Annotated in this window: 14 protein-coding genes and 2 pseudogenes; 13 read left to right on the top strand and 3 right to left on the bottom strand. The window is 55.4% G+C overall.

Translation table 11 applies throughout. The annotated features are described in order from the left end of the window. Positions 1-8: 8 nt before the first annotated feature. Entirely contained in the window at positions 9-1,736 is a 1,728-nt protein-coding gene (locus HP572_RS22715; RefSeq protein ID WP_240584408.1) for a thiamine pyrophosphate-dependent enzyme, read from the bottom strand. A 256-nt stretch (positions 1,737-1,992) separates the two neighbouring features. Here HP572_RS22715 and HP572_RS22710 point away from each other — a divergent pair, with 256 nt between their 5' ends. The 8 genes and pseudogenes from HP572_RS22710 (at position 1,993) to HP572_RS22675 (ending at position 10,336) form a co-directional block, all read left to right on the top strand. Beyond that, the gene (locus tag HP572_RS22710) at positions 1,993-3,606 is read left to right on the top strand and encodes an ABC transporter substrate-binding protein (RefSeq protein WP_240584407.1); all 1,614 of its coding nucleotides are present in this window, start codon (positions 1,993-1,995) and stop codon (positions 3,604-3,606) included. After that, positions 3,584-4,543 (top strand): ABC transporter permease, encoded by a 960-nt coding sequence (locus HP572_RS22705; RefSeq protein WP_240584406.1) that lies wholly within the window; start codon positions 3,584-3,586, stop codon positions 4,541-4,543. Before HP572_RS22710 ends, HP572_RS22705 begins: the two co-directional genes overlap by 23 nt. Beyond that, complete coding sequence (locus tag HP572_RS22700) at positions 4,536-5,402, top strand: ABC transporter permease (protein WP_010285293.1); 867 nt, start codon at positions 4,536-4,538, stop codon at positions 5,400-5,402. Before HP572_RS22705 ends, HP572_RS22700 begins: the two co-directional genes overlap by 8 nt. Further along, the gene (locus HP572_RS22695) at positions 5,399-7,108 is read left to right on the top strand and encodes an ABC transporter ATP-binding protein (RefSeq protein WP_240584405.1); all 1,710 of its coding nucleotides are present in this window, start codon (positions 5,399-5,401) and stop codon (positions 7,106-7,108) included. The genes HP572_RS22700 and HP572_RS22695 overlap by 4 nt, the downstream gene beginning before the upstream one ends. Positions 7,109-7,149: 41 nt before the next feature. After that, positions 7,150-7,215, top strand: a pseudogene (locus HP572_RS22690) (hypothetical protein); the annotation flags it as partial. A gap of 360 nt (positions 7,216-7,575) precedes the next feature. Beyond that, the gene (locus HP572_RS22685; protein ID WP_240584404.1) at positions 7,576-8,499 is read left to right on the top strand and encodes a LysR substrate-binding domain-containing protein; all 924 of its coding nucleotides are present in this window, start codon (positions 7,576-7,578) and stop codon (positions 8,497-8,499) included. 84 nt (positions 8,500-8,583) lie between these two features. Then, on the top strand, positions 8,584-9,465 hold the full coding sequence (locus tag HP572_RS22680) for an SDR family NAD(P)-dependent oxidoreductase (RefSeq protein WP_240584403.1): 882 nt from the start codon (positions 8,584-8,586) through the stop codon (positions 9,463-9,465). Then, positions 9,458-10,336 (top strand): SMP-30/gluconolactonase/LRE family protein, encoded by an 879-nt coding sequence (locus tag HP572_RS22675; RefSeq protein WP_240584402.1) that lies wholly within the window; start codon positions 9,458-9,460, stop codon positions 10,334-10,336. The genes HP572_RS22680 and HP572_RS22675 overlap by 8 nt, the downstream gene beginning before the upstream one ends. A gap of 141 nt (positions 10,337-10,477) precedes the next feature. On the opposite strand, the gene HP572_RS22670 is transcribed toward HP572_RS22675, so the two are convergent. Together HP572_RS22670 and rhaS are read right to left on the bottom strand one after the other, a co-directional pair. Next, complete coding sequence (locus HP572_RS22670) at positions 10,478-11,332, bottom strand: helix-turn-helix domain-containing protein (RefSeq protein ID WP_240584401.1); 855 nt, start codon at positions 11,330-11,332, stop codon at positions 10,478-10,480. Between the two features lie 24 nt (positions 11,333-11,356). Further along, positions 11,357-12,196, bottom strand: coding sequence for an HTH-type transcriptional activator RhaS (gene rhaS / locus HP572_RS22665; RefSeq protein ID WP_205553920.1), 840 nt, complete (start codon positions 12,194-12,196; stop codon positions 11,357-11,359). A gap of 336 nt (positions 12,197-12,532) precedes the next feature. Between rhaS and rhaB the strand changes: the two are divergent. The 5 genes and pseudogenes from rhaB to HP572_RS22640 all read left to right on the top strand — a co-directional run bounded on the left by rhaB (position 12,533) and on the right by HP572_RS22640 (position 18,654). Beyond that, a pseudogene (rhaB, locus tag HP572_RS22660) lies at positions 12,533-14,024 on the top strand (rhamnulokinase). Continuing rightward, positions 14,021-15,283 carry an L-rhamnose isomerase gene (locus HP572_RS22655; protein WP_240584400.1) on the top strand — a complete coding sequence of 421 codons (1,263 nt, stop codon included), beginning with the start codon at positions 14,021-14,023 and terminating at the stop codon, positions 15,281-15,283. Before rhaB ends, HP572_RS22655 begins: the two are co-directional and overlap by 4 nt. Positions 15,284-15,287: 4 nt before the next feature. Then, positions 15,288-16,112: a rhamnulose-1-phosphate aldolase gene (rhaD, locus tag HP572_RS22650; RefSeq protein ID WP_240585810.1), complete on the top strand. Its 825-nt coding sequence runs from the start codon at positions 15,288-15,290 to the stop codon at positions 16,110-16,112. Positions 16,113-16,200: 88 nt separating this feature from the next. Next, positions 16,201-16,515 carry an L-rhamnose mutarotase gene (gene rhaM / locus HP572_RS22645; RefSeq protein ID WP_010285280.1) on the top strand — a complete coding sequence of 105 codons (315 nt, stop codon included), beginning with the start codon at positions 16,201-16,203 and terminating at the stop codon, positions 16,513-16,515. Between the two features lie 561 nt (positions 16,516-17,076). Then, entirely contained in the window at positions 17,077-18,654 is a 1,578-nt protein-coding gene (locus HP572_RS22640) for a methyl-accepting chemotaxis protein (protein WP_240584399.1), read from the top strand. Positions 18,655-19,072: the final 418 nt, after the last annotated feature.

The following is a 19,072-nucleotide window of genomic DNA, read 5'->3' as shown; positions in this document are numbered from 1 at the left end:
GCACCTCCTTAAAGATTCCGTATGCGCGGATTGCTCCCCAGCCGTTGATACGCATCAACCGGTACTTCAACCAGTAGAGAAGGACGCCCAATTTCGCCTGCTCTGACCAAAACATCATCTAAATTAGCGAGATCGGGCTGAAGCTGCTTCACCTCCCAGCCACAGGCCTTCGCAATGGCGCAGTAGTCGAGAGAGCACACGCCAGCGTGATAATGTTCTGGCGCGACCTCCGGCAGGATCTTGGGCAACCCTTGCGCCACGATAGCCAGGCTCTCATTGTTTAACAGGAAGATGACAATACCGAGTTTCCGAACTTCTCCTAACGCGCCAGAAAACTGGCGAAAGCAGCCATCACCGGTAAATAAAAAGACCGCGTGTTCCGGCCGAGCCAGCTTCGCCCCCACAGCCGCGCCAAATGCGCCACCCATCGCCGAACCACGGTAAAAAGAGTAGAAACGAATGTGGGGATGCGGCCGCTGCGTCACGTACTGACGATCTTTATACGCAAGGCAAATATCATCAAACCCAATCGAGTTCGCAGGCCACCAGCTATCCAGACGCTGATATAGCGTCGCCATATTGACGTACCCCTGACGTGGGGAAGAGAAGGCATGATGATTTAGGTTGTGCGGTGCAGGTGTGGCCCCCGTGTTGGCAAAGGGGCACGCTTCCGCAGCCGCAATCAACCTGAGCAGCGATTGATCGATCGGCCCATGAAGATGGTGATAGTGCCCCGAAGCCCGGTGCTGAAAGCCGCCCTCAATCTGGCCGTAGGCCTGTGTAATATTGCTCAGGTAGAACGTTTCGCCGGCGGTAAAAGGCTGTAAATTCACCGAATATTCATCAGGGCTCGCCCCCAGAACCAGCAGAACATCATCATCATTCAGCGATGCATAAAGCGCCGTCGCACAGTCGTTTCCACCAAAGCCGATATAGCCGTAGCCATACGGATTATCTCGGCTGACGGCGTTCGCGCCATTGATCGTCCACACCGTTGCGGCATGCAGTTGCACAGCGAGCTGGGTCGTCAACGCTGGCGCATTGGGATACCGCGCCATCTCCTCTCCAACCAACATCACCACGCGCTTCCCCTTTACAGCCTGACGAAAGCGATCGACAAAGGCGCCGAGATCGTCACAGGCAGAAGCGGGTCGTGAATCTGGAGGAAGAGCATTCTCACTGGTGGCCTCAGCCAGCGCATGGTGTGCCAACACCAGCACCACCGGTTTCGCGTTTCCCAACTGCGCCCTTGCCAATGCCAATGTTTCATTCAGCGTGTGCGGGTTATCGAGCACAAAAACCGAGTCAGGCAGCTCAGCCCGCAGCTGTTGCACAATATTGCTACCGTGCTCCCATGTATCCTGCAACGGCAAGAGGCCGTCCGTATGCTTCCCCGATAGCGCGACCAGATAAACCGCAGGAATATCATGCAGCTTGGCATCACTAAGCCCACAGCCTAGCAGCTTCGTTGCCGCTCCCGTGGTAGCCACCGCCGCCGCGTATTTTCCACTGGCGAGATAGTAGCCCAGCGGAACAAAGCCCGCGCTGTACTCACACAGCGTTAAAAACCCCGTTTTATCCTGAACCGACCAGTCAACGGGATGAATGTCTTTAACAAAATGAATCACCCCGCCGCCTGTCACGCCCGCGTAGAGCGTCACTCCAGCCTCGGAGAGAAAATCAAACAGTCGCGCATATCCATTTGATTTAACGTCACAAAACTCTGGTGTCTCCATGCAGCCCTCCATCTGGCGTCGTCGGTCATGACATAAGCGTAGTTGCCGTTACGGAGGGAATACATCGCGAACGAATAAAAAGCCGCATGAATCATAAGGTTGCTGAGACACCTGAATCGTAGCAGCCACCTTTCACATATATATTTTTATGGAATTGAAAATCAATTTTTATTCTTTTACATGCATAAGCCCCCCCTTTAGAGTAGCGAAAAGACCGCCGTGTATGGCCTCATGTCATTTGTAAGGGACACAGGGAATGGAAAAAAATCATCCGCAAGTTACGACTCTCGCCGCAGGGTTACTCTCGTTACTTTTTGCATTCAACCCCGGAGCGTACGCAGCAGAAACCGGTGAAAAACCGGTGTCTGGCGGTATTCTGAATGTTGGATTGGGCAGCGATACGCCGATTATCGACCCACACATTACGGCCTACGGCGTTACAGCGTTGATTGCGCGTAACGTGGTGGATTCACTGGTAGGACAGGCGGAAGATAACCGCTTTACGCCCTGGCTGGCGGAAAGCTGGAAAATTAACGACAACAACACCGAGTACACCTTCCACCTGCGCAAGGACGTGACATTCAGCGACGGCACCAAGCTGGATGCGGAAGCGGTGAAATACAACATCGAACGTATTCTCGATCCGAAGACCACCTCCAGCTACGCGAAATCGCTGTTAGGTCCTATCGACAAGATCTCAACGCCGGATGACTATACGATTGTGATCCACTACAGCTCACCGTTTGCGGCGCTGTTACAGGGTCTGAGCCTGCCGTATCTGGGCATTCAATCGCCGACGTATCTGAAGAAAACACCAAACACCAGTACCACCGTGGTGGGCTCCGGTCCGTTTATTCTCGATTCCTTTGTGAAAGGCAGCGGCAGCAAGCTGACGAAACGCCCTGATTACAACTGGGGACCGGGTTATGCCAAGCACACGGGTCCAGCTTATCTCGACGGTCTGGTGTTCAAATATCTGCCGGAAGCATCGGTTCGCCTCGGCGCCCTGAGCAGCGGCCAGATTCAGGCGATTGACGCCGTACCACCGGCTAATTTCCCGACGGTGAAGCGCAATCCGAAGCTGGAAGTGATCACCTATGAGAACCCGGGCGTGAACCGCGTACTCTATCTCAACACCACCAGAGGCCCTTTCCAGGATGTCGCGGTGCGTAAGGCATTCCAGAGCGCGGTAGATACCAACGCGGCAGTGAAAGTCGCCTTCTTCGGTACGCTGAAAGCCGCCGATAACGTTCTTGGCCCGGCCACGCTGTACTACGATCCGAGCGTCGCGTCCCGCTGGGGCTTTGATGCGAAAAAAGCCAACGAACTGTTGGATAACGCAGGCTGGAAACAGAAAGACGGCGAAGGCTTCCGAACCAAAGATGGCAAGCGCCTGAGCGTCAGCTTCGTTTACGCCTCAACCAACGTTGAAGCGGCGGATGTCGCGCTGTTCCAGGCAGTACAATATCAGGTGAAGCAGGCAGGCTTCGAAGTCAAACTGACGCCAGTTGATGCGGGTGAATTCACCACACGCACCAATGCCAACGAGTACGATATTGCTTCTAACTTCTTCGTGCGTGCAGAGCCAGATATTCTACGTACCGTGTTCGATTCAGCCTATGCGCCACCGAACGGTAACGGCTTTACTCGCATCAGCTCGCTGGACGGCAAACTGAGAAAAGCCATCGGCGCGGGCGAAGCGGAACGTAAACAGCTCTATAGCGAAATACAGCGTGAGGTCATCGATCAGGCGTATGTTGTTCCACTCTACATTCCCGCCTATCAACTCGGCCTGTCCAAACAGGTACAGGGCATAAGCTGGGCCACCAACGCAAAACCGAACTTCTATGATGTCTGGATTAAACGTTAATCTGTACGCGATAGGTAAACGTCTTTTCACCATTCTGGCTGTGCTCTGGGGCGCAGCCACATTGACGTTTATTGCCGTCAAACTGATCCCTGGCGATCCGGTCGCCATTCTTAGCGGCGGCGATAACGTGGTAGACGAAGCCTATCGCGCCGTACTCATCAAACAATTTGGGCTCGACCAGCCGCTATGGGTGCAATATCTGCGCTACTGTGGACAGGCGCTACAGGGCGATTTTGGTGTCAGCTATCTCTACCGCCTGCCAGTTGGCAGCGTGATTAGCGATGCGATGCATGAAACCCTACCGCTGGCGCTCGGCGGCCTGATTCTGGCGCTGCTCCTTGCCATCACCAGCGCGCTGCTGACCGCAGGTCGCTACGGCGTGCTGCGAACCACCGTATCCTGGCTGGAACTGACGCTACTTAGCACGCCGGTCTACTGGATTGGTATCGTGCTGCTGAGCCTATTCAGTTTTCGTCTGCAATGGTTTCCGGTCACCGGCAACGATGGGGTGATGTCGCTGGTGCTGCCAGTCATCACGCTGAGTCTACCGATTGCCGCTATTCTGAGTCAGGTATTGCGCGACGGTCTGGAAGATGCGCTTTCCCAGCCGTTCTCGCTTACCGTGCGCACGCGCGGCGTCAGCGAAATCCGACTGCGCTTCCGCCACGGTTTACGCCATGCTGCGCTGGCCGCCTCAACGTTGACTGGCACGCTGCTGGCAAGCGTACTCGGCGGCTCCGTGCTGACCGAAACCGTCTTTGGCCGTGCGGGGATTGGACAGGTTACGCTGAGCGCAATTGAAAACCGCGACATGCCGCTGGTGCTGGGCGTTGTCATGCTGTCCGCATTCCTGTTCGTCGTCATCAACCTGCTGGTGGACGCGCTGTATCTCATCATCGATCCCCGCTTACGCAAGAAGGCGAGCGCCCATGAGTAGTGAACCGATGCCCTTCACGCAGACACCCTCAAGAAAAACCTATCGTAGCCCGTGGCTGAGCACGGCGACGTTGCTGCCTGCCGCTATCGTTTTCCTGCTGGCGCTGGCGGTCTTTTTCCCCTCGCTATTTACCAGCCGCACCGCCGACGAAATGGATATGGGCGCGGTATTTCAGTCGCCAAATAGCACTTACTGGTTCGGCACCGATCAACTGGGACGCGACATTTTTTCCCGCATCGTTCACGGCACCTCGCTGTCGCTGGGGATTGGCGTCGGCGCGATGCTAATCGCCTGCTTCGGCGGCGTGCTGTTTGGCACGCTGTCGGTGCTCGCGCCGTTGCGCATCCGTCAGGTTCTGGTACGTCTGCTGGACATCATGCTGGCGTTTCCCGATCTGCTGTTGGCGTTGCTGGTGATCGCCGTTCTGGGACGAGGACCGGAAAACACTATGCTGGCCGTCGGTCTGGCGGGGATTGCCGGCTATGCACGTTTGATTCGTTCTCAGGTGCTGCAAGTCAGGCTATCCGGCTACGTTGAGCATGCGATTGCGCTGGGTGAACACCCGCTGTATATCGTCTTCCGCCATATCATTCCCAATACGCTACGCCCGTTGCTGATTGTCGCCACCATTGGTGTCGGCCACGCGGTGCTGTCCGCCTCAGCGCTGAGCTTTCTTGGATTGGGCGTCGTCCCACCGACCGCCGAATGGGGCGCGCTACTGGCTGACGGACGCAACTTCCTTGATATCGCACCGTGGGTCAGCCTGCTGCCCGCCAGCGTCGTCGCGCTGTCGGTGATTTCCATCACGCTGCTGGGACGTCGTTTACAGGCCATTTTGGCAAAAGGAGAGGCACGATGAGCCTGAACACACATTCTCACCCCTCTCATTCACCTTCAGAAACGTCCGCAAAAACGCCGCTGCTGCGCGTAGACGGCCTGAGCGTGACTTTTCCCAGCCCTTTCGGCCCCGTTCGTTCGGTTAAAAATCTTTCTTTTCAGGTGAATGCCGGAGAAATTCTGGCGCTGGTCGGCGAATCGGGTTCAGGGAAATCCGTCACCGCTCGCACGCTGGTGGGTCTGGCTGGTGAAAACGTTGACGTACAGGCAAACGCGATTGAGCTCACGCGCCATGACGGCAGCCTGTGTGATTTACGCTATCTGACCGATCGCGATTGGCGGGCGATTCGCGGCCGTGAAATCGGCTTTGTTTTGCAGGATGCGCTAGTGTCTCTCGACCCGCTGCGCAAGATCGGGCAGGAAGTCGCCGAGCCGATTCTGACCCATCGTTTGTTGCCTCGCCAGCAGGTTCCCGCACGCGTTGCCGAACTCCTGACAAAGGCAGGCATTCCCGATCCAGAGAATCGCGCGGCGCAGTATCCGCATGAGCTGTCCGGCGGGCTGCGTCAGCGTGCGCTTATCGCTTCCGCGTTGGCGGCAGGCCCACAGTTGTTGATTGCCGATGAGCCGACCACCGCGCTGGATGCCACGGTGCAAAAGCAGGTGCTGAAAGTCTTCACCGCATTGGCGCAGGCAGGACACGGCGTTTTACTGATCACCCACGATCTCGCCGTCGTCGCTGAGGTGGCAGATCGCGTCATCGTGATGCAGCAAGGATCGCTGGTAGAAGGCGGTGAGGCGCGACAGATCCTGTCAGCGCCGACACATCCCTACACCCGCAAGCTGCTGGCGGCGATCCCGACCGCGTCTACCCGTGGAAAATGGCTGGCTGGTACGGACCCGTTACAGAGCGGCATTGCGCCGTCACCCGCTTCTTTGGCAGCCGATCACACCAGCACCGACGAGACCATTGCACTCACAGCAGATCGGATTGCGGTGTCGTTCAAACGCCCGGACGGTAGCCGGATGCAGGCCGTTAATCAGGTTTCTCTCCAGATCAAACGCGGCGAAACGCTGGGCATCGTCGGGGAATCCGGTTCGGGGAAAACCACGCTGGGCAAAGTCATTCTGGCACTGCAAAAGCCAGACAGCGGCGAAGTCCGACTCGCGGACAATGCCTGGAGCACATTAACGGAACGCGAACGCCGACCGCTGCGCGCACGCATTCAGACGATCACACAGGATCCGCTTAGCTCGTTCGATCCACAATTTACCGTCGCCCAGATTCTGAATCAGCCGCTGCGTTTGCGCCGCGATTTGAGCGACGATGAGAAACAGCGGCGCATTCTGACGCTGCTCGAATATGTCGGCTTGACGCCCGACCTGCTGAGCCGCCGTCCAAGAGCGCTGTCCGGTGGGCAACGTCAGCGCGTCTCCATCGCACAGGCACTGGCTTCAGAACCCGAGATTCTGATCTGCGACGAACCGGTATCAGCGCTGGACGTCACCACACAGGCGCAGGTGCTGGATTTGCTGGTGGCGTTACAACGCCAACTGGGGCTGACAATGCTGTTCATCTCCCACGATCTGGGCGTGGTACAGCATATGAGCCACCGCATCGCGGTCATGAAAGACGGGGATATCGTAGAAACAGGGCCGGTCGAGCAGATCTTCAATCAGCCGCAGCACCCTTACACGCGCCTGCTGCTTTCAACGGTGGCAGAGTAGCGCTGTTGACGAAGGGTTGAGAGCTTAAAAACGCAGCGACATTGTACATTCTGTACTGGCAGGGCATCGATAAGCAGATGGTCAAAAAGATCAATGAGTTAATAAAATAAACGCGCAGAACATCTTTTGGGGGTGATCCAGGCGATCTCATCCCCGATATCCTTCAGCGACTCACTTCCCCCCGATTACGGACGTTCTCATTGATATGTTGGAACTGATGCATCAATTCCCGGCTTGCCGCTGGAATTAAGACGTTTAGCCGAGTTTAAATGGTAGTCCAATGTCTCCCGGCGCTCAGTCATACTGAGCCTGCGGACGACACGATGAGCTGCCTATTGCAGACGCCTGTTGCATTGGTTGCGTTACATCATCATGTAGTTATATGTCCATGTCCGATGCCGACAGCACGCCCCCACGAACGATACTTTGCTAATATATAATTTTCACAATGATATTTTGTAAGTCTCATGATTGAAACCCGACTGCTTCACCAGTTCATCGCCGTCGCAGAGGAGTTGCACTTTAATCGTGCTGCGGAACGGCTTCACATGGCGCAGCCACCCTTAAGTCAGGCTATTCGTCGGCTAGAACAGGAGATCGGCACGCCGCTCTTCGAGCGCACCAACCGGCGCGTGTCGCTCACGCCTGCCGGGGCAGCCTTTCTGGAGTCGTCCAGAAAAGTATTGCACCTACTTGATGAGAGCGTGGAGCAGACCCGACGCGTTGCACAAGGTATTGAGGGCCATCTCACCCTGACCTTCATCAACATCGCGCCCTATAGTGCGTTGCTGGATGCTCTACGACGCTTCCGAGCCGCATTCCCAGCAGTGTCCTTCACGATGCAGGAAGCCACAACGCAAGAACAGGTCGACGCCCTCGAACAGGGCCGTGCCGACCTCGGTTTCATGAGGCCATCAGGCAGAACGGCACCGGGCTTACGATTCGCGCCCATTTTGCGTGAACCCATCGTAGTAGCGTTGCCAGTCAGGCATCGCCTTGCTGGCAAAAAGACTATTTCACTGACCGCTCTTCAGGATGATGCCTTCGTCTCATCGCCCCGGTATTTGGGTCAGGGCTTTCATGACCAACTTATTCAGCTTTGCGAAGCTGCAGGCTTCGTACCACGCATTACCCAGCAGGCGCGGCAACTCCAGACGCTGGTCGCTCTGGTAGCAGGCGACTTCGGCGTTGCGCTGCTGCCGGCCTCGTTGGCACAGGATGGGCGCAAGGACGTGGTGTTCCGGCAAATTCAAGTCGATGCACCGGATGCATTACGGCACGTAGAACTGCTGATGGCATGGAGAGAACACACGCCATGTGTAATCCGAGACAGGCTAATCGACGAAGTACGTAACACAATGGCATCAGCGACAACCATTAAGACGATTTAAATCTCATTTCAGTATAAATAATATATTTTACGGACGAAGGCCGAGAACTCATCATCGTGACATTCAGGTTCATGGAGATGAAAGATGGAGCAGACACACCTTCAGACAGGCGAGATATTCAAGGGGAAGGTTGCCATCGTCACGGGTGCCGCGCAGGGGCTGGGACGAGCCTACGTGCAGGCGCTGCTCGACCGTGGCGTACGTGTTGTCGCCAGCGATCCGGGCACGGATAGATCTGGCGAGGGGGCCGACGACAGCGCGATCGCCGAAGCAGTGCGCACCTTGCAGGCCGACGACGGACAATTGATCGCCCATAGAGGGCGACTGGACCACGAAGCTGGCTGCAAGCAGCTCGTGGAGCTAACTATCTCGCAGTTCGGCGCGCTGGACATTCTGATCCACAACGCCGGCTGGGTCGGTTACCAGTCCGTTGAGGAGCAGGAAGACGATTTCCTTGAGCGCGCTCTTGGTATCAACGTGCGTGCACCGATCTGGCTGTGCAAGCACGCCTGGATGCATCTCAAACAGTCCTCGTCGGCGCGTGTCGTGCTGAATACGTCTGACCGCGCCATGTACCAACGATACGCGCAGTCAGGTCTGACGGCCTACGCCGCCAGCAAAATGGCCCAGATAGGCATTATGAATGCCTTAAGTATGGAAGGTGAACCGCACGGCATACTCGTCAATGCGGTCTCCCCTGTTGCCAAAACACGCATGTGGGGAATCACACAGCCACCCGAGAATCTCAAGCCCGAGTGGGTAGCCCCCGGCGTGCTGTATCTAGCCAGCTCGCTGTGTCAGGACACGGGTGTCATTCTTCGGGCCAGCAACGGTCAGTTCACCGCCACCCGATTTTGCGAGAATCCTGGCGTCGATTACCCCACGAATCTGGCCCGGATCGAATGTGACAGCGTGGAAGACATCGCCCGGAACTGGCAACGCATCAAGGAGTTCAGCGATGCATGAAGATGGAAGCCTGCGCAAGATCGCGCATATCCGCGCCGATCTTGGCGAGAGTCCGGTGTGGGATGAACGTAACGGGCTTTTGTACTTCGTTGATATCACCGGGGGTGAAATCAAGGTGCTGTGCCCGCAGGCTCGGGTTGAAACCATTTATAAATCGGCGGCACGCATCGGTGCCCTCGGCTTGACCGATAAAGGCAACCTGATATTCACTGAAAACTCCAGCATCGCCATGCTTAATATGGAAACCGGCGAGGTATACAGGCGCACCGCTGCCTTATATGACGGGGCAAGTTATCGTTTCAACGATGGCGCTTGCGATCCGCAGGGACGCTTCATCACCGGCCTTATGGATGAAGCTCCAAACCGCAGGGCCAGCGCGCTGTACCGCTATGACAGTGAGCTTAATGCCCAAATCATCCTCCAGAGCGTAGCACTGCCCAATGGCCTGGCCTGGTCGGAAGATGGGCGCACGCTGTTTTTTGTCGATTCTATTGCACGCTCGATCTTTCGAACGACGTATTCAGTCGAGGGTGAACTCGGCGCAGTGACGCTATTCGCCCAGACCCCGATAGAACTGGGTCGCCCTGATGGCATCGCTCTGGACAGGGCGGGAGGATTGTGGGTATGTCAGTTCAACGGCGGATGCCTGTTGCGCTACGACCGCGACGGGCACTTGAGCGAACATCTCGCCATGCCCGTGCCACGTCCCACCAGTTGCTGCTTTGGTGGGGAGGGCTTGGATACGTTGTTTATCACTACCGCACGCTTTGCTATGACACCCTCGGAACTGGATCGCTACCCGGATGCTGGGGATTTGTATGCCATTCGCCCCGACGTCGCTGGCATTCCGCGTAATTTTTTCAAGGAGTGATATTGTCTCGCCAGATCATATCTGGGTGCGAATGGCGATATTGAGCTCGTTGCCGACTATCAGGTTGAGTCATGCTCTAACACGGAACACGGCCAGATAAAGTAGAGCCTGCAAATTCATCATGCCCAATAGCTAACGCCGTCACTCCACATTCAGGAAGCGCTGGCGGTAGGCACTGGGTGAGACGCCGAACGCCTGATGGAACACCACGGAGAAGTAGTTGCTGTCTTCAAAACCGCACAGCGCGGCAACGTCGCCAATGGTTTGCAGATCATAACGCAGCAGTTCCATCGCCTTGCATAGCCGTAGCTGGCGCAGGTAGTGCGGCACGCTCATGCCGGTTTGTTCTTTAAAGCGCGAACGTAAACTGCGGGCGCTGAAGTGGTGCTGTTCGCAGAAGGCTTCAAAGCGGAATGGAGCTGCAATGCTGGCACGCAGCGCATTCATCAACATATCCAACTGATGCGCATCGGCCAGCTGTGGACTATCCGGCGTGTGGCGATAGCGCGCCGCCAGCAGCGCAATCTGCAACAGCAGCGCTTCACTCAGTTGCAGCGACAGCGCATCCGACTTCATGCACTCCTGCCTCAACGCATCCACCTTCTCGCGGAGGGTATCCATGCCTTCCGAGCCTAAGCACCAGTGGCGCTGGCTTTGTGAAAGCTCTCCGCCCGGTAGTAACGCTTGCCAGTCGGCGGATAGCGTCAGGCGATTGCGGATATAGAGAATGTTGTCCAGTTCGAGTCCGTTGACGGATTCATAGCTGTGGCGATCGTTCGCGGAGACATAAAACATGTCGCCGCGAGTAATACGGTAAGGCACATCGTTCCAGAGGTGCAGGCCATTGCCACGCCAGACAATCACCAGTTCGTCGAAATCATGATGATGTAGCGGAAACACGGGCTGTGGATGCCGTTCGGCAACCATCACGGCATTCTTATCGGTGAGGAAATAGTCTTCAGTCTGTAATTTCAAACCCCGTATTACTGTCGTCATTCCCTCACCCGCAGTTGCCGTTACCTACTCTTCACGAGAAAACGCCTGATGGCGCAGTGACTTAGGTGCCTGCGAGAATGCCTTGCGGAATTGCGTCGAGAAGTGATTGCTGTCGCTAAATCCACAGGCGTGCGCAATAGTGGTAATGGAATCATCACTCTGCTGCAACCGCCGACGAGCCTCCAGTAATCTTAACCGATTCAGATAGCGTTGTGGCGTCATACCGGTGTGTTGTTTGAGCTGACGGTGCAGCGTACGCAGCGGTAGCGAGAACTGATCGGCCAGACTGCCCCAGTTCACCTCTTCGCTGTAGTTGTTTTGCAGCCAGCCCAACAGCGCCTGTACCCCCTGACGCTCGGAGCCGTTGGCCTGCGTCTGGAAGCAGTGTTGACGCAACTGCACCAGAATGTGCAGAAACAGGCTCTCGCTGGCGGCAATCGCTTCAGGCGCATCGCTCTGCGCTAATTCAGCCAGACTGTTCATCGACTGTTTCAACTGCTGCATCCCCGCCGCATTCACCTGCCACTGCCCTTGCCACTCGCCGTTCGAGCCATACGGCAAAAAGGCGGCAATATCGGAAAGGAAGCGGAATCCACGTGGCGAGCGGTACAGCATGTTGGTCAGGCACAGCCCTTCGACGTCTTCAAACAGATGCCGATCGTTATCGCGAACGAAGAATACCGAACCGCTGCACAGGGCGTAGGGCTGATCGTTAAACACATGGACGCCAGCGCCCTGCTCCACCAACACAATTTCCCAGAAATCATGATAATGCTCAGGAAACGCCGCTTGTGGGGTGCGCGGCTCCACCGCAACCGTTACGGCACGCGAAGTAAAAAAATCATCACCACGAAGTAACGTCATTTCAGTTCTCCATTCAGCCTCTGGCAAAAGTGCGGCCTTTGAAAAAGGGTAGTCAGAAGCCACAAAACCGGCCTTCAAATACCGTCGCCCACACGCCATCTGGCTGCTCTTTTTTTAAGATCGCACCGCCTAATTAGTTGAAGTGTGGCAAGGATCACACCGCCTTTTCCCTGATTTTTTCATGGTTATTCCCTAAATAATTTCCCAGATTGTGAGCCCTTTCACGGTCAGCTTTGTCATTTTGCCAGCCGCCTGTTGTAGATGGCACTCATAGGAAGGTGGCTTCTGTTACCGCTCCTTACACTGCAACACATCTAACAATTAAGGAGTGCGGCTATGGCGGTGAAGAATATCGTGGCGGTGGATTTAGGTGCATCCAGTGGTCGGGTCATGCTGGCAACCTTGCACACCGCAACGCAGCATCTGACGCTGAAAGAAATTCACCGTTTCAGCAATACGCTGGTGTTTCAGGACAACCATCACCAGTGGGATCTGGCCGCGCTGGAAGGCGACATCCTCACCGGGTTACACCAAATCGATGCCATGGGTATCACCCCCGATAGCATCGGGATCGACAGCTGGGGCGTGGACTATGTGCTGCTGGATAAGGACGGGCAGCGTGTTGGCCTGCCGTATTCCTATCGCGACCACCGCACCGACGGCGTGATGGCTACCGTCACTGCCGAGCTGGGGCGTGAGGCGATCTATCAGCGCACCGGTATTCAATTTCTGCCGTTTAATACGCTGTACCAGCTTAAAGCGCTGCGTGACACGTCATCTGACGATCTGAATCAGGTGGCACACCTGCTGCTGATTCCCGACTATTTTCACTATCGCCTCACCGGGAATCGGGTCTGCGAATACACCAACGCCAGCACGACCCAACTGCTTAATCTGGAACAGAAAACCTGGGACAGCGAACTGCTCGACTATCTGGGCATCCCGCGCCGCTGGTTGAGCGATCCAGTACAGCCAGGGCACGCGGTAGGGAATTGGACAGCCCCGAGCGGACGGCAAATTCCCGTCACCGCCGTCGCCACGCACGACACCGCCAGCGCGGTGGTCGGCGCGCCGTTACAGAGCCGCGACAGCGCCTACCTCAGTTCCGGTACCTGGTCACTAATGGGCATCGAGAGCGACACGCCGTTTAACAGCCCGCAGGCGCTGGCCGCCAATATCACCAACGAAGGCGGCGTGGACGGCACCTATCGGGTACTGAAAAACATCATGGGCCTGTGGCTGCTACAGCGGGTTTGTCAGGAACGTGACATCAAGGATTTAGGTGCGCTGATTCAGTCCGCCGCCACCCTGCCCGCTTTCGTCAGTCTGATTAACCCGAATGACGAGCGCTTTATCAATCCGCCGTCCATGCATCAGGCGATCCGCGACTATTGCCGTGAGCACGGCCAGCCCGTACCCCAAAGCGATGCCGAACTGGCACGCTGCATCTTCGACAGCCTCGCGCTGCTCTACCGACAGGTGGTACTGGAACTGGGCGAACTGCGCCACGCGCCAATCCGCCAGTTGCATATTGTCGGCGGTGGCAGCCAGAACGCCTTCCTGAACCAGCTGTGCGCCGATGTGTGCCAGATTCCGGTTCTGGCCGGGCCGGTCGAGGCCTCGACGCTTGGCAATATCGGCTGCCAACTGATGGCGCTAGGCGCCGTCGCCGACCTTGCCGCATTCCGGCACATGCTGACTCATAACTTCCCTCTGCATCGCTATACCCCGCGTGCGGAGAGTGATTTTGCCGGTGCACTGGCGTCGTTTTCAGGCGCTCAGCCAGCCAGAAACCGCCCCACAGGGCAAAAAGGAGACTACGCAATGAGCACACCAATTGAAGCAGCCTGGCAACTGGCAAAAGCGCGTTACGCCAGCCTAAATGTTGACGTAGAGGCCGTGCTGGAACAGCTCGATCAGATTCCGGTGTCAATGCACTGCTGGCAGGGCGACGATGTAGCCGGATTCGAGAACACCGGCGGGCCACTGACCGGCGGCATTCAGGCCACTGGCAACTACCCCGGTAAGGCGAGCACGCCGGATGAACTGCGTGCCGATCTGGAACAGGCGTTTGCGCTGATCCCCGGCCCTAAGCGGCTGAACCTGCACGCTATCTATCTGGAATCTGCACAGCCCGTCGCCCGCAACGAGATTGCCCCCGAGCATTTCAGCACCTGGGTTACATGGGCCAAGCGCCACCAGCTCGGGCTGGATTTTAACCCGACCTGCTTTTCTCATCCGCTGAGTGCGGACGGCTTTACCCTGTCGCATCCAGACGAAAAAGTACGCCGTTTTTGGATTGAACACTGTCAGGCCAGCCGCCGGATTTCCGCCTACTTCGGGCGCGAACTCGGCACACCGTCCGTAATGAACATCTGGGTGCCGGACGGCATGAAAGATTTGACCATCGATCGTCTGGCGTTCCGCCAGCGGCTGCTCAGCGCGCTGGATGAGGTCATCGCAGAGCCGCTCGATCAGGCACACCATATAGATGCGGTGGAAAGCAAGCTGTTCGGGATCGGTGCGGAAAGTTTCACCGTCGGTTCCAGCGAATTCTGCCTCGGCTACGCGGCCAGCCGCGGCACCGCGCTCTGTCTGGATGCCGGACACTTCCACCCAACCGAAGTGATTTCCGACAAGATCTCCAGCGCCATTCTTTACGTCCCGCGCCTGCTGCTGCACGTCAGTCGCCCGGTACGCTGGGACAGCGACCACGTGGTGCTGCTGGACGACGAAACGCAGGCCATCGCACACGAAATTGTGCGCCATAAACTGCTTAACCGCGTGCATATCGGGCTCGATTTCTTTGATGCCTCGATCAACCGCATCGCCGCCTGGGTCATCGGCACCCGCAACATGAAGAAAGCCCTGCTGCGCGCGCTGCTGGAACCCACGGAAACGCTACGCACACTGGAACAAAACGGCGATTACACCGCGCGTCTGGCTCTGCTGGAAGAGCAAAAATCGCTACCGTGGCAGGCCGTGTGGGAACACTACTGCCAGCGTCATGACGTCATCCCGGGCAGCGAATGGCTGCAGCAGGTGCGTCAGTATGAAGAAACCATCCTCACTCAACGTCAAGGGTAAGACTATGCAAGCAATTCTCTCTTCCTGGTTTGTACAGGGAATGATTAAAGCCACCAGCGACATGTGGCTCAAAGGCTGGGACGAACGTAACGGCGGTAACGTCAGCCTGCGCCTGACGGCTGAGGATGTGACGCCTTATGAAAGCGATTTCTACCCGCAGCCGCGCCATGAAGCTCTTTCGCAGCCGATGCCTGCGCTGGCTGACTGCTGGTTTATCGTCACCGGCTCCGGCAAATTTTTCCGCAACGTGCAGCTGGATCCGGCTGATTCACTGGTGGTGTTGCAGGTCGATAGCGACGGTAAAGGCTATCGTATTTTCTGGGGGCTCACCAACGGCGGCCTGCCGACGTCTGAACTGGCTTCGCATTTCCAGTCGCACATTGTGCGTATGGGCGTGACCCACGGGCGCGACCGCGTCATCATGCACTGCCACGCGACCAATCTGATCGCCTTGAGCTATGTGCTGGAGCTGGATACCGCTAAGTTCACCCGTGAACTGTGGGAAGGCAGCACGGAGTGTCTGGTCGTCTTCCCGGACGGCGTAGGGATCGTGCCGTGGATGGTGCCGGGCACCGATGCCATTGGCGATGCCACCTCCGAACAAATGAAGCGTCATGCGCTGGTGCTGTGGCCTTTCCACGGCATCTTCGGCACCGGACCGACGCTGGACGAGGCCTTCGGCCTGATCGATACCGCAGAGAAATCCGCCGAAGTGATGGTGAAAGTGATATCGATGGGCGGTAAGAAACAGACAATCTCGACCGAAGAGCTGATCGCATTGGGTAAACGTTTCGGCGTCACGCCAATGGAAGCCGCGCTGCGGGTGTAGCAGGTTTTAAGCATAAATTATTTTCAGCCTCAAACCGCCACGGCCTCACCGCCGTGGCGTTCTGCCAACGACTACGGGGGATTCATCCATGTTGCGTAAGGCTTTTGTGATGTCGGTTTTTCCTGACAGCCACGATGAATATCAGCGTCGCCACAATCCTATCTGGCCGGAACTGGCCGAGGTGCTCAAGAACCACGGTGCGCACCACTACAGCATTTTTCTGGATAAGCAGCGCAATCTGCTGTTCGGCTATGTCGAGGTCGAATCCGAAGCACGCTGGGAAGCAATTGCACAAACGGATGTCTGCCAGCGTTGGTGGAAACACATGAGCGACGTCATGCCCGCCAACCCTGATAACAGCCCGGTCAGTGATGCGCTGGAACCGGTGTTCTATCTGGACTAAAGCATGCTCTGAACCAAGCATCATCGTGTAGCGGTAATAACATTACCGCTGCGTCATTATTGTTGAAGTTATAAAAAAGAAATAACGTGTCACTTAATTAATGAATCCTGTTAGTTATTATCATTACTTTTAATTTACATACCCTAAATAATTCGAGTTTCAGGAAGGCGGCAAGCGAAGGAGTCCCGATGAGCTTACTTGAGTAAGTGATTCGGGTGACTGAACGCAGCCAACGCACATGCAACTTGAAGTATGACGGGTATAAATAATTATCGATTATTGATGGCTGTCACATTTTATTTTTCCTATTTGTGAAATATCCCTCCTTCACATTAAAAATAAAAACATTTATTAAAACAATATGTAACAACCTGCTCTAACTTTAAAATAATAAGTTGATATTTTAAAAATAAACAGAATTTAGTCTCGCCATAATAAATCTGATTATTATTAAATTCCGTTTATTCACCAACTTCTCTTTATCGAATTACGTATTATAAAGATCTTATTTTCTTTGCCGTTATCACTACTACCTTCTCTCTATAATCAATAAGAATAACGATGAAATTTTCCCAACTCACAGTGTTCTCTAAGTTATTACTTGGTTTTTCTGTCTTGATAGCCATGATGTTGTTATTAGGTGTGGTTTCACTACTCCAGCTTAGCGTTAATAATAATCGTATTGATGAATTAAGCAGCAGCAGTCTGCCCGGCGTGCGATATAGCCTGGAAATGCGCGGCGCGCTGTCTGAAACGCGTTTGCAGCAAATACAATATATCGCCTCCAAAACGCCTGAAGAGCGCGAAGGTCATCGCAAAGAATTACTGCAAAATGCCGATGCCTTTCTTGCTGCATTTAAGAACTACCAAACCGTAGCTAACAGCGAGGATAAAAAAGCGCTGATTAAGGTCATTGGCGAAAATTTCTCCGGCTTTAACGCGGTCAACGCCACGCTGGTTGATACCGTCAATCGGGGCGATCTGGCTGAAGCGAGTAAAATCAGCGGGGCAAGCTCTTCCAAGTACCGTAGTCAGCTAATGAAAGATCTGGCCCGACTGGTGGATATGGAAGTGGCGACGGCAAAAGATATCGTTGCCAGTGCCGATTCGACTTATCGGACGTCACAGTACTATGTCTGGGGATTGCTGCTGCTCGCCCTGCTGACGACGGCCATTATCGCGACCGTTATCTCACGTAATATTTCGCGCCAGCTCGGCGGCGACCCGCATTACGCTCAGGAAATCATGACGGAGATTGCCTCCGGTAATTTGACGGCGCAAATCCAGCTGCGCCAAGGGGACAACAGCAGCCTGCTGGCCTCCATCAACTACATGAACCAGCAGTTGATGAGCATCGTGCATACCATCATGAGCGGCAGTGAATCCATCTCGCTGGCATCCAACGAGATTGCTCAGGGCAACAGCGACCTGTCGCAGCGTACCGAAGAGCAGGCGGCTTCGCTGATTCAGGCATCGGCTAATATGCAGCAGCTGACGCACACCGTACGCCAGAATGCGGATAACGCCAAAGAAGCCAGCCAACTGGCGCAACAAACCTCCGAAACGGCTTCTCAGGGCGGGCTTATCGTGGACGACATGCTCAAGCGTATGCATGAGATCTCCGACAGTTCACAGAAGATTGTCGATATTATCGCCGTGATCGAAGGGATTGCCTTCCAGACCAATATCCTTGCACTGAACGCCGCAGTAGAAGCGGCAAGAGCGGGTAGCGAAGGGAAAGGCTTTGCCGTCGTAGCAGGCGAAGTCCGGACGCTGGCACAGAAGAGCGCCAACGCTGCCAAAGAGATCAAAACGCTGATCGAAGGCACCGTCGAGAAGATTACCGACGGTTCCGCGCGGGCAGACAAAGCCAGCCAGGCGATGTCGGAGATTGTGCTGTCGGTGAAAAAGGTCACAGATATCGTGGCGGAGATTTCTCAGGCCTCCAACGAGCAGCATATCGGCATCAAAGAAATTAGCGTGGCGGTAGAACAAATGGATCGAGTCACTCAGCAGAACGCCGCGCTGGTTGAACAATCTGCCACTGCAGCACATGCCATGACGGAACAGGGTGCACAGCTGCGTGATGCGGTTCGTTTCTTCAAAGTTAATCAGGATCACATGCTGAGAATCCATTAATTCTCCTCTGCCCCGTCAGCAACCCGGCGGGGCAGCCACCTATTTCTGAGCTCTCTTGTTTCTGATAACTATTATTTCTGAACTCTATTGTTTCTAATAACGGCTAACTCACCCTGTTTGCTTCATGAACAAACGTTGACGTCTGGTTTAGGCAAACGGGGTTATAGTTACACCACTACACTACGTGCTGTGTTTTTACGTACCCGTTTTCTAGTACCCGTTTTCTAGTACCAGATTTTTGCGCAACCTATTTCTACGTACTCGGCTTCGTCAACTGACGACTATTTTTACATCTCGCCGCACGGCGATAAGGAGACAACATGGACGAGCACCCTCGATGGCCCGGTAAACCGCATCCGTTAGAATAAGGACCGTCTTCTTCCCCGACCTCTCTGTTCTCTCCGTCTGCGCCGTTTAC

The sequence above is a fragment of the Pectobacterium sp. PL64 genome, assembly GCF_022477975.1.
Classification (GTDB): Bacteria; Pseudomonadota; Gammaproteobacteria; order Enterobacterales; family Enterobacteriaceae; genus Pectobacterium; species Pectobacterium jejuense.
This window is presented reverse-complemented; position numbering and strand designations above follow the sequence as displayed.

Excerpts from the sequence above, each read along its gene's own strand:
- HP572_RS22705 (WP_240584406.1), top strand. The coding sequence starts at position 3,584 with ATGATGTCTGGATTAAACGTTAATCTGTACGCGATAGGTAAACGTCTT.
- HP572_RS22680 (WP_240584403.1), top strand. The coding sequence starts at position 8,584 with ATGGAGCAGACACACCTTCAGACAGGCGAGATATTCAAGGGGAAGGTT.
- HP572_RS22675 (WP_240584402.1), top strand. The coding sequence starts at position 9,458 with ATGCATGAAGATGGAAGCCTGCGCAAGATCGCGCATATCCGCGCCGAT.
- rhaD (WP_240585810.1), top strand. The coding sequence starts at position 15,288 with ATGCAAGCAATTCTCTCTTCCTGGTTTGTACAGGGAATGATTAAAGCC.
- rhaS (WP_205553920.1), bottom strand. The coding sequence starts at position 12,196 with ATGACGTTACTTCGTGGTGATGATTTTTTTACTTCGCGTGCCGTAACG.
- HP572_RS22640 (WP_240584399.1), top strand. The coding sequence starts at position 17,077 with ATGAAATTTTCCCAACTCACAGTGTTCTCTAAGTTATTACTTGGTTTT.
- HP572_RS22685 (WP_240584404.1), top strand. The coding sequence starts at position 7,576 with ATGATTGAAACCCGACTGCTTCACCAGTTCATCGCCGTCGCAGAGGAG.
- HP572_RS22670 (WP_240584401.1), bottom strand. The coding sequence starts at position 11,332 with ATGACGACAGTAATACGGGGTTTGAAATTACAGACTGAAGACTATTTC.
- HP572_RS22655 (WP_240584400.1), top strand. The coding sequence starts at position 14,021 with ATGAGCACACCAATTGAAGCAGCCTGGCAACTGGCAAAAGCGCGTTAC.
- HP572_RS22710 (WP_240584407.1), top strand. The coding sequence starts at position 1,993 with ATGGAAAAAAATCATCCGCAAGTTACGACTCTCGCCGCAGGGTTACTC.
- rhaM (WP_010285280.1), top strand. The coding sequence starts at position 16,201 with ATGTTGCGTAAGGCTTTTGTGATGTCGGTTTTTCCTGACAGCCACGAT.
- HP572_RS22695 (WP_240584405.1), top strand. The coding sequence starts at position 5,399 with ATGAGCCTGAACACACATTCTCACCCCTCTCATTCACCTTCAGAAACG.
- HP572_RS22715 (WP_240584408.1), bottom strand. The coding sequence starts at position 1,736 with ATGGAGACACCAGAGTTTTGTGACGTTAAATCAAATGGATATGCGCGA.
- HP572_RS22700 (WP_010285293.1), top strand. The coding sequence starts at position 4,536 with ATGAGTAGTGAACCGATGCCCTTCACGCAGACACCCTCAAGAAAAACC.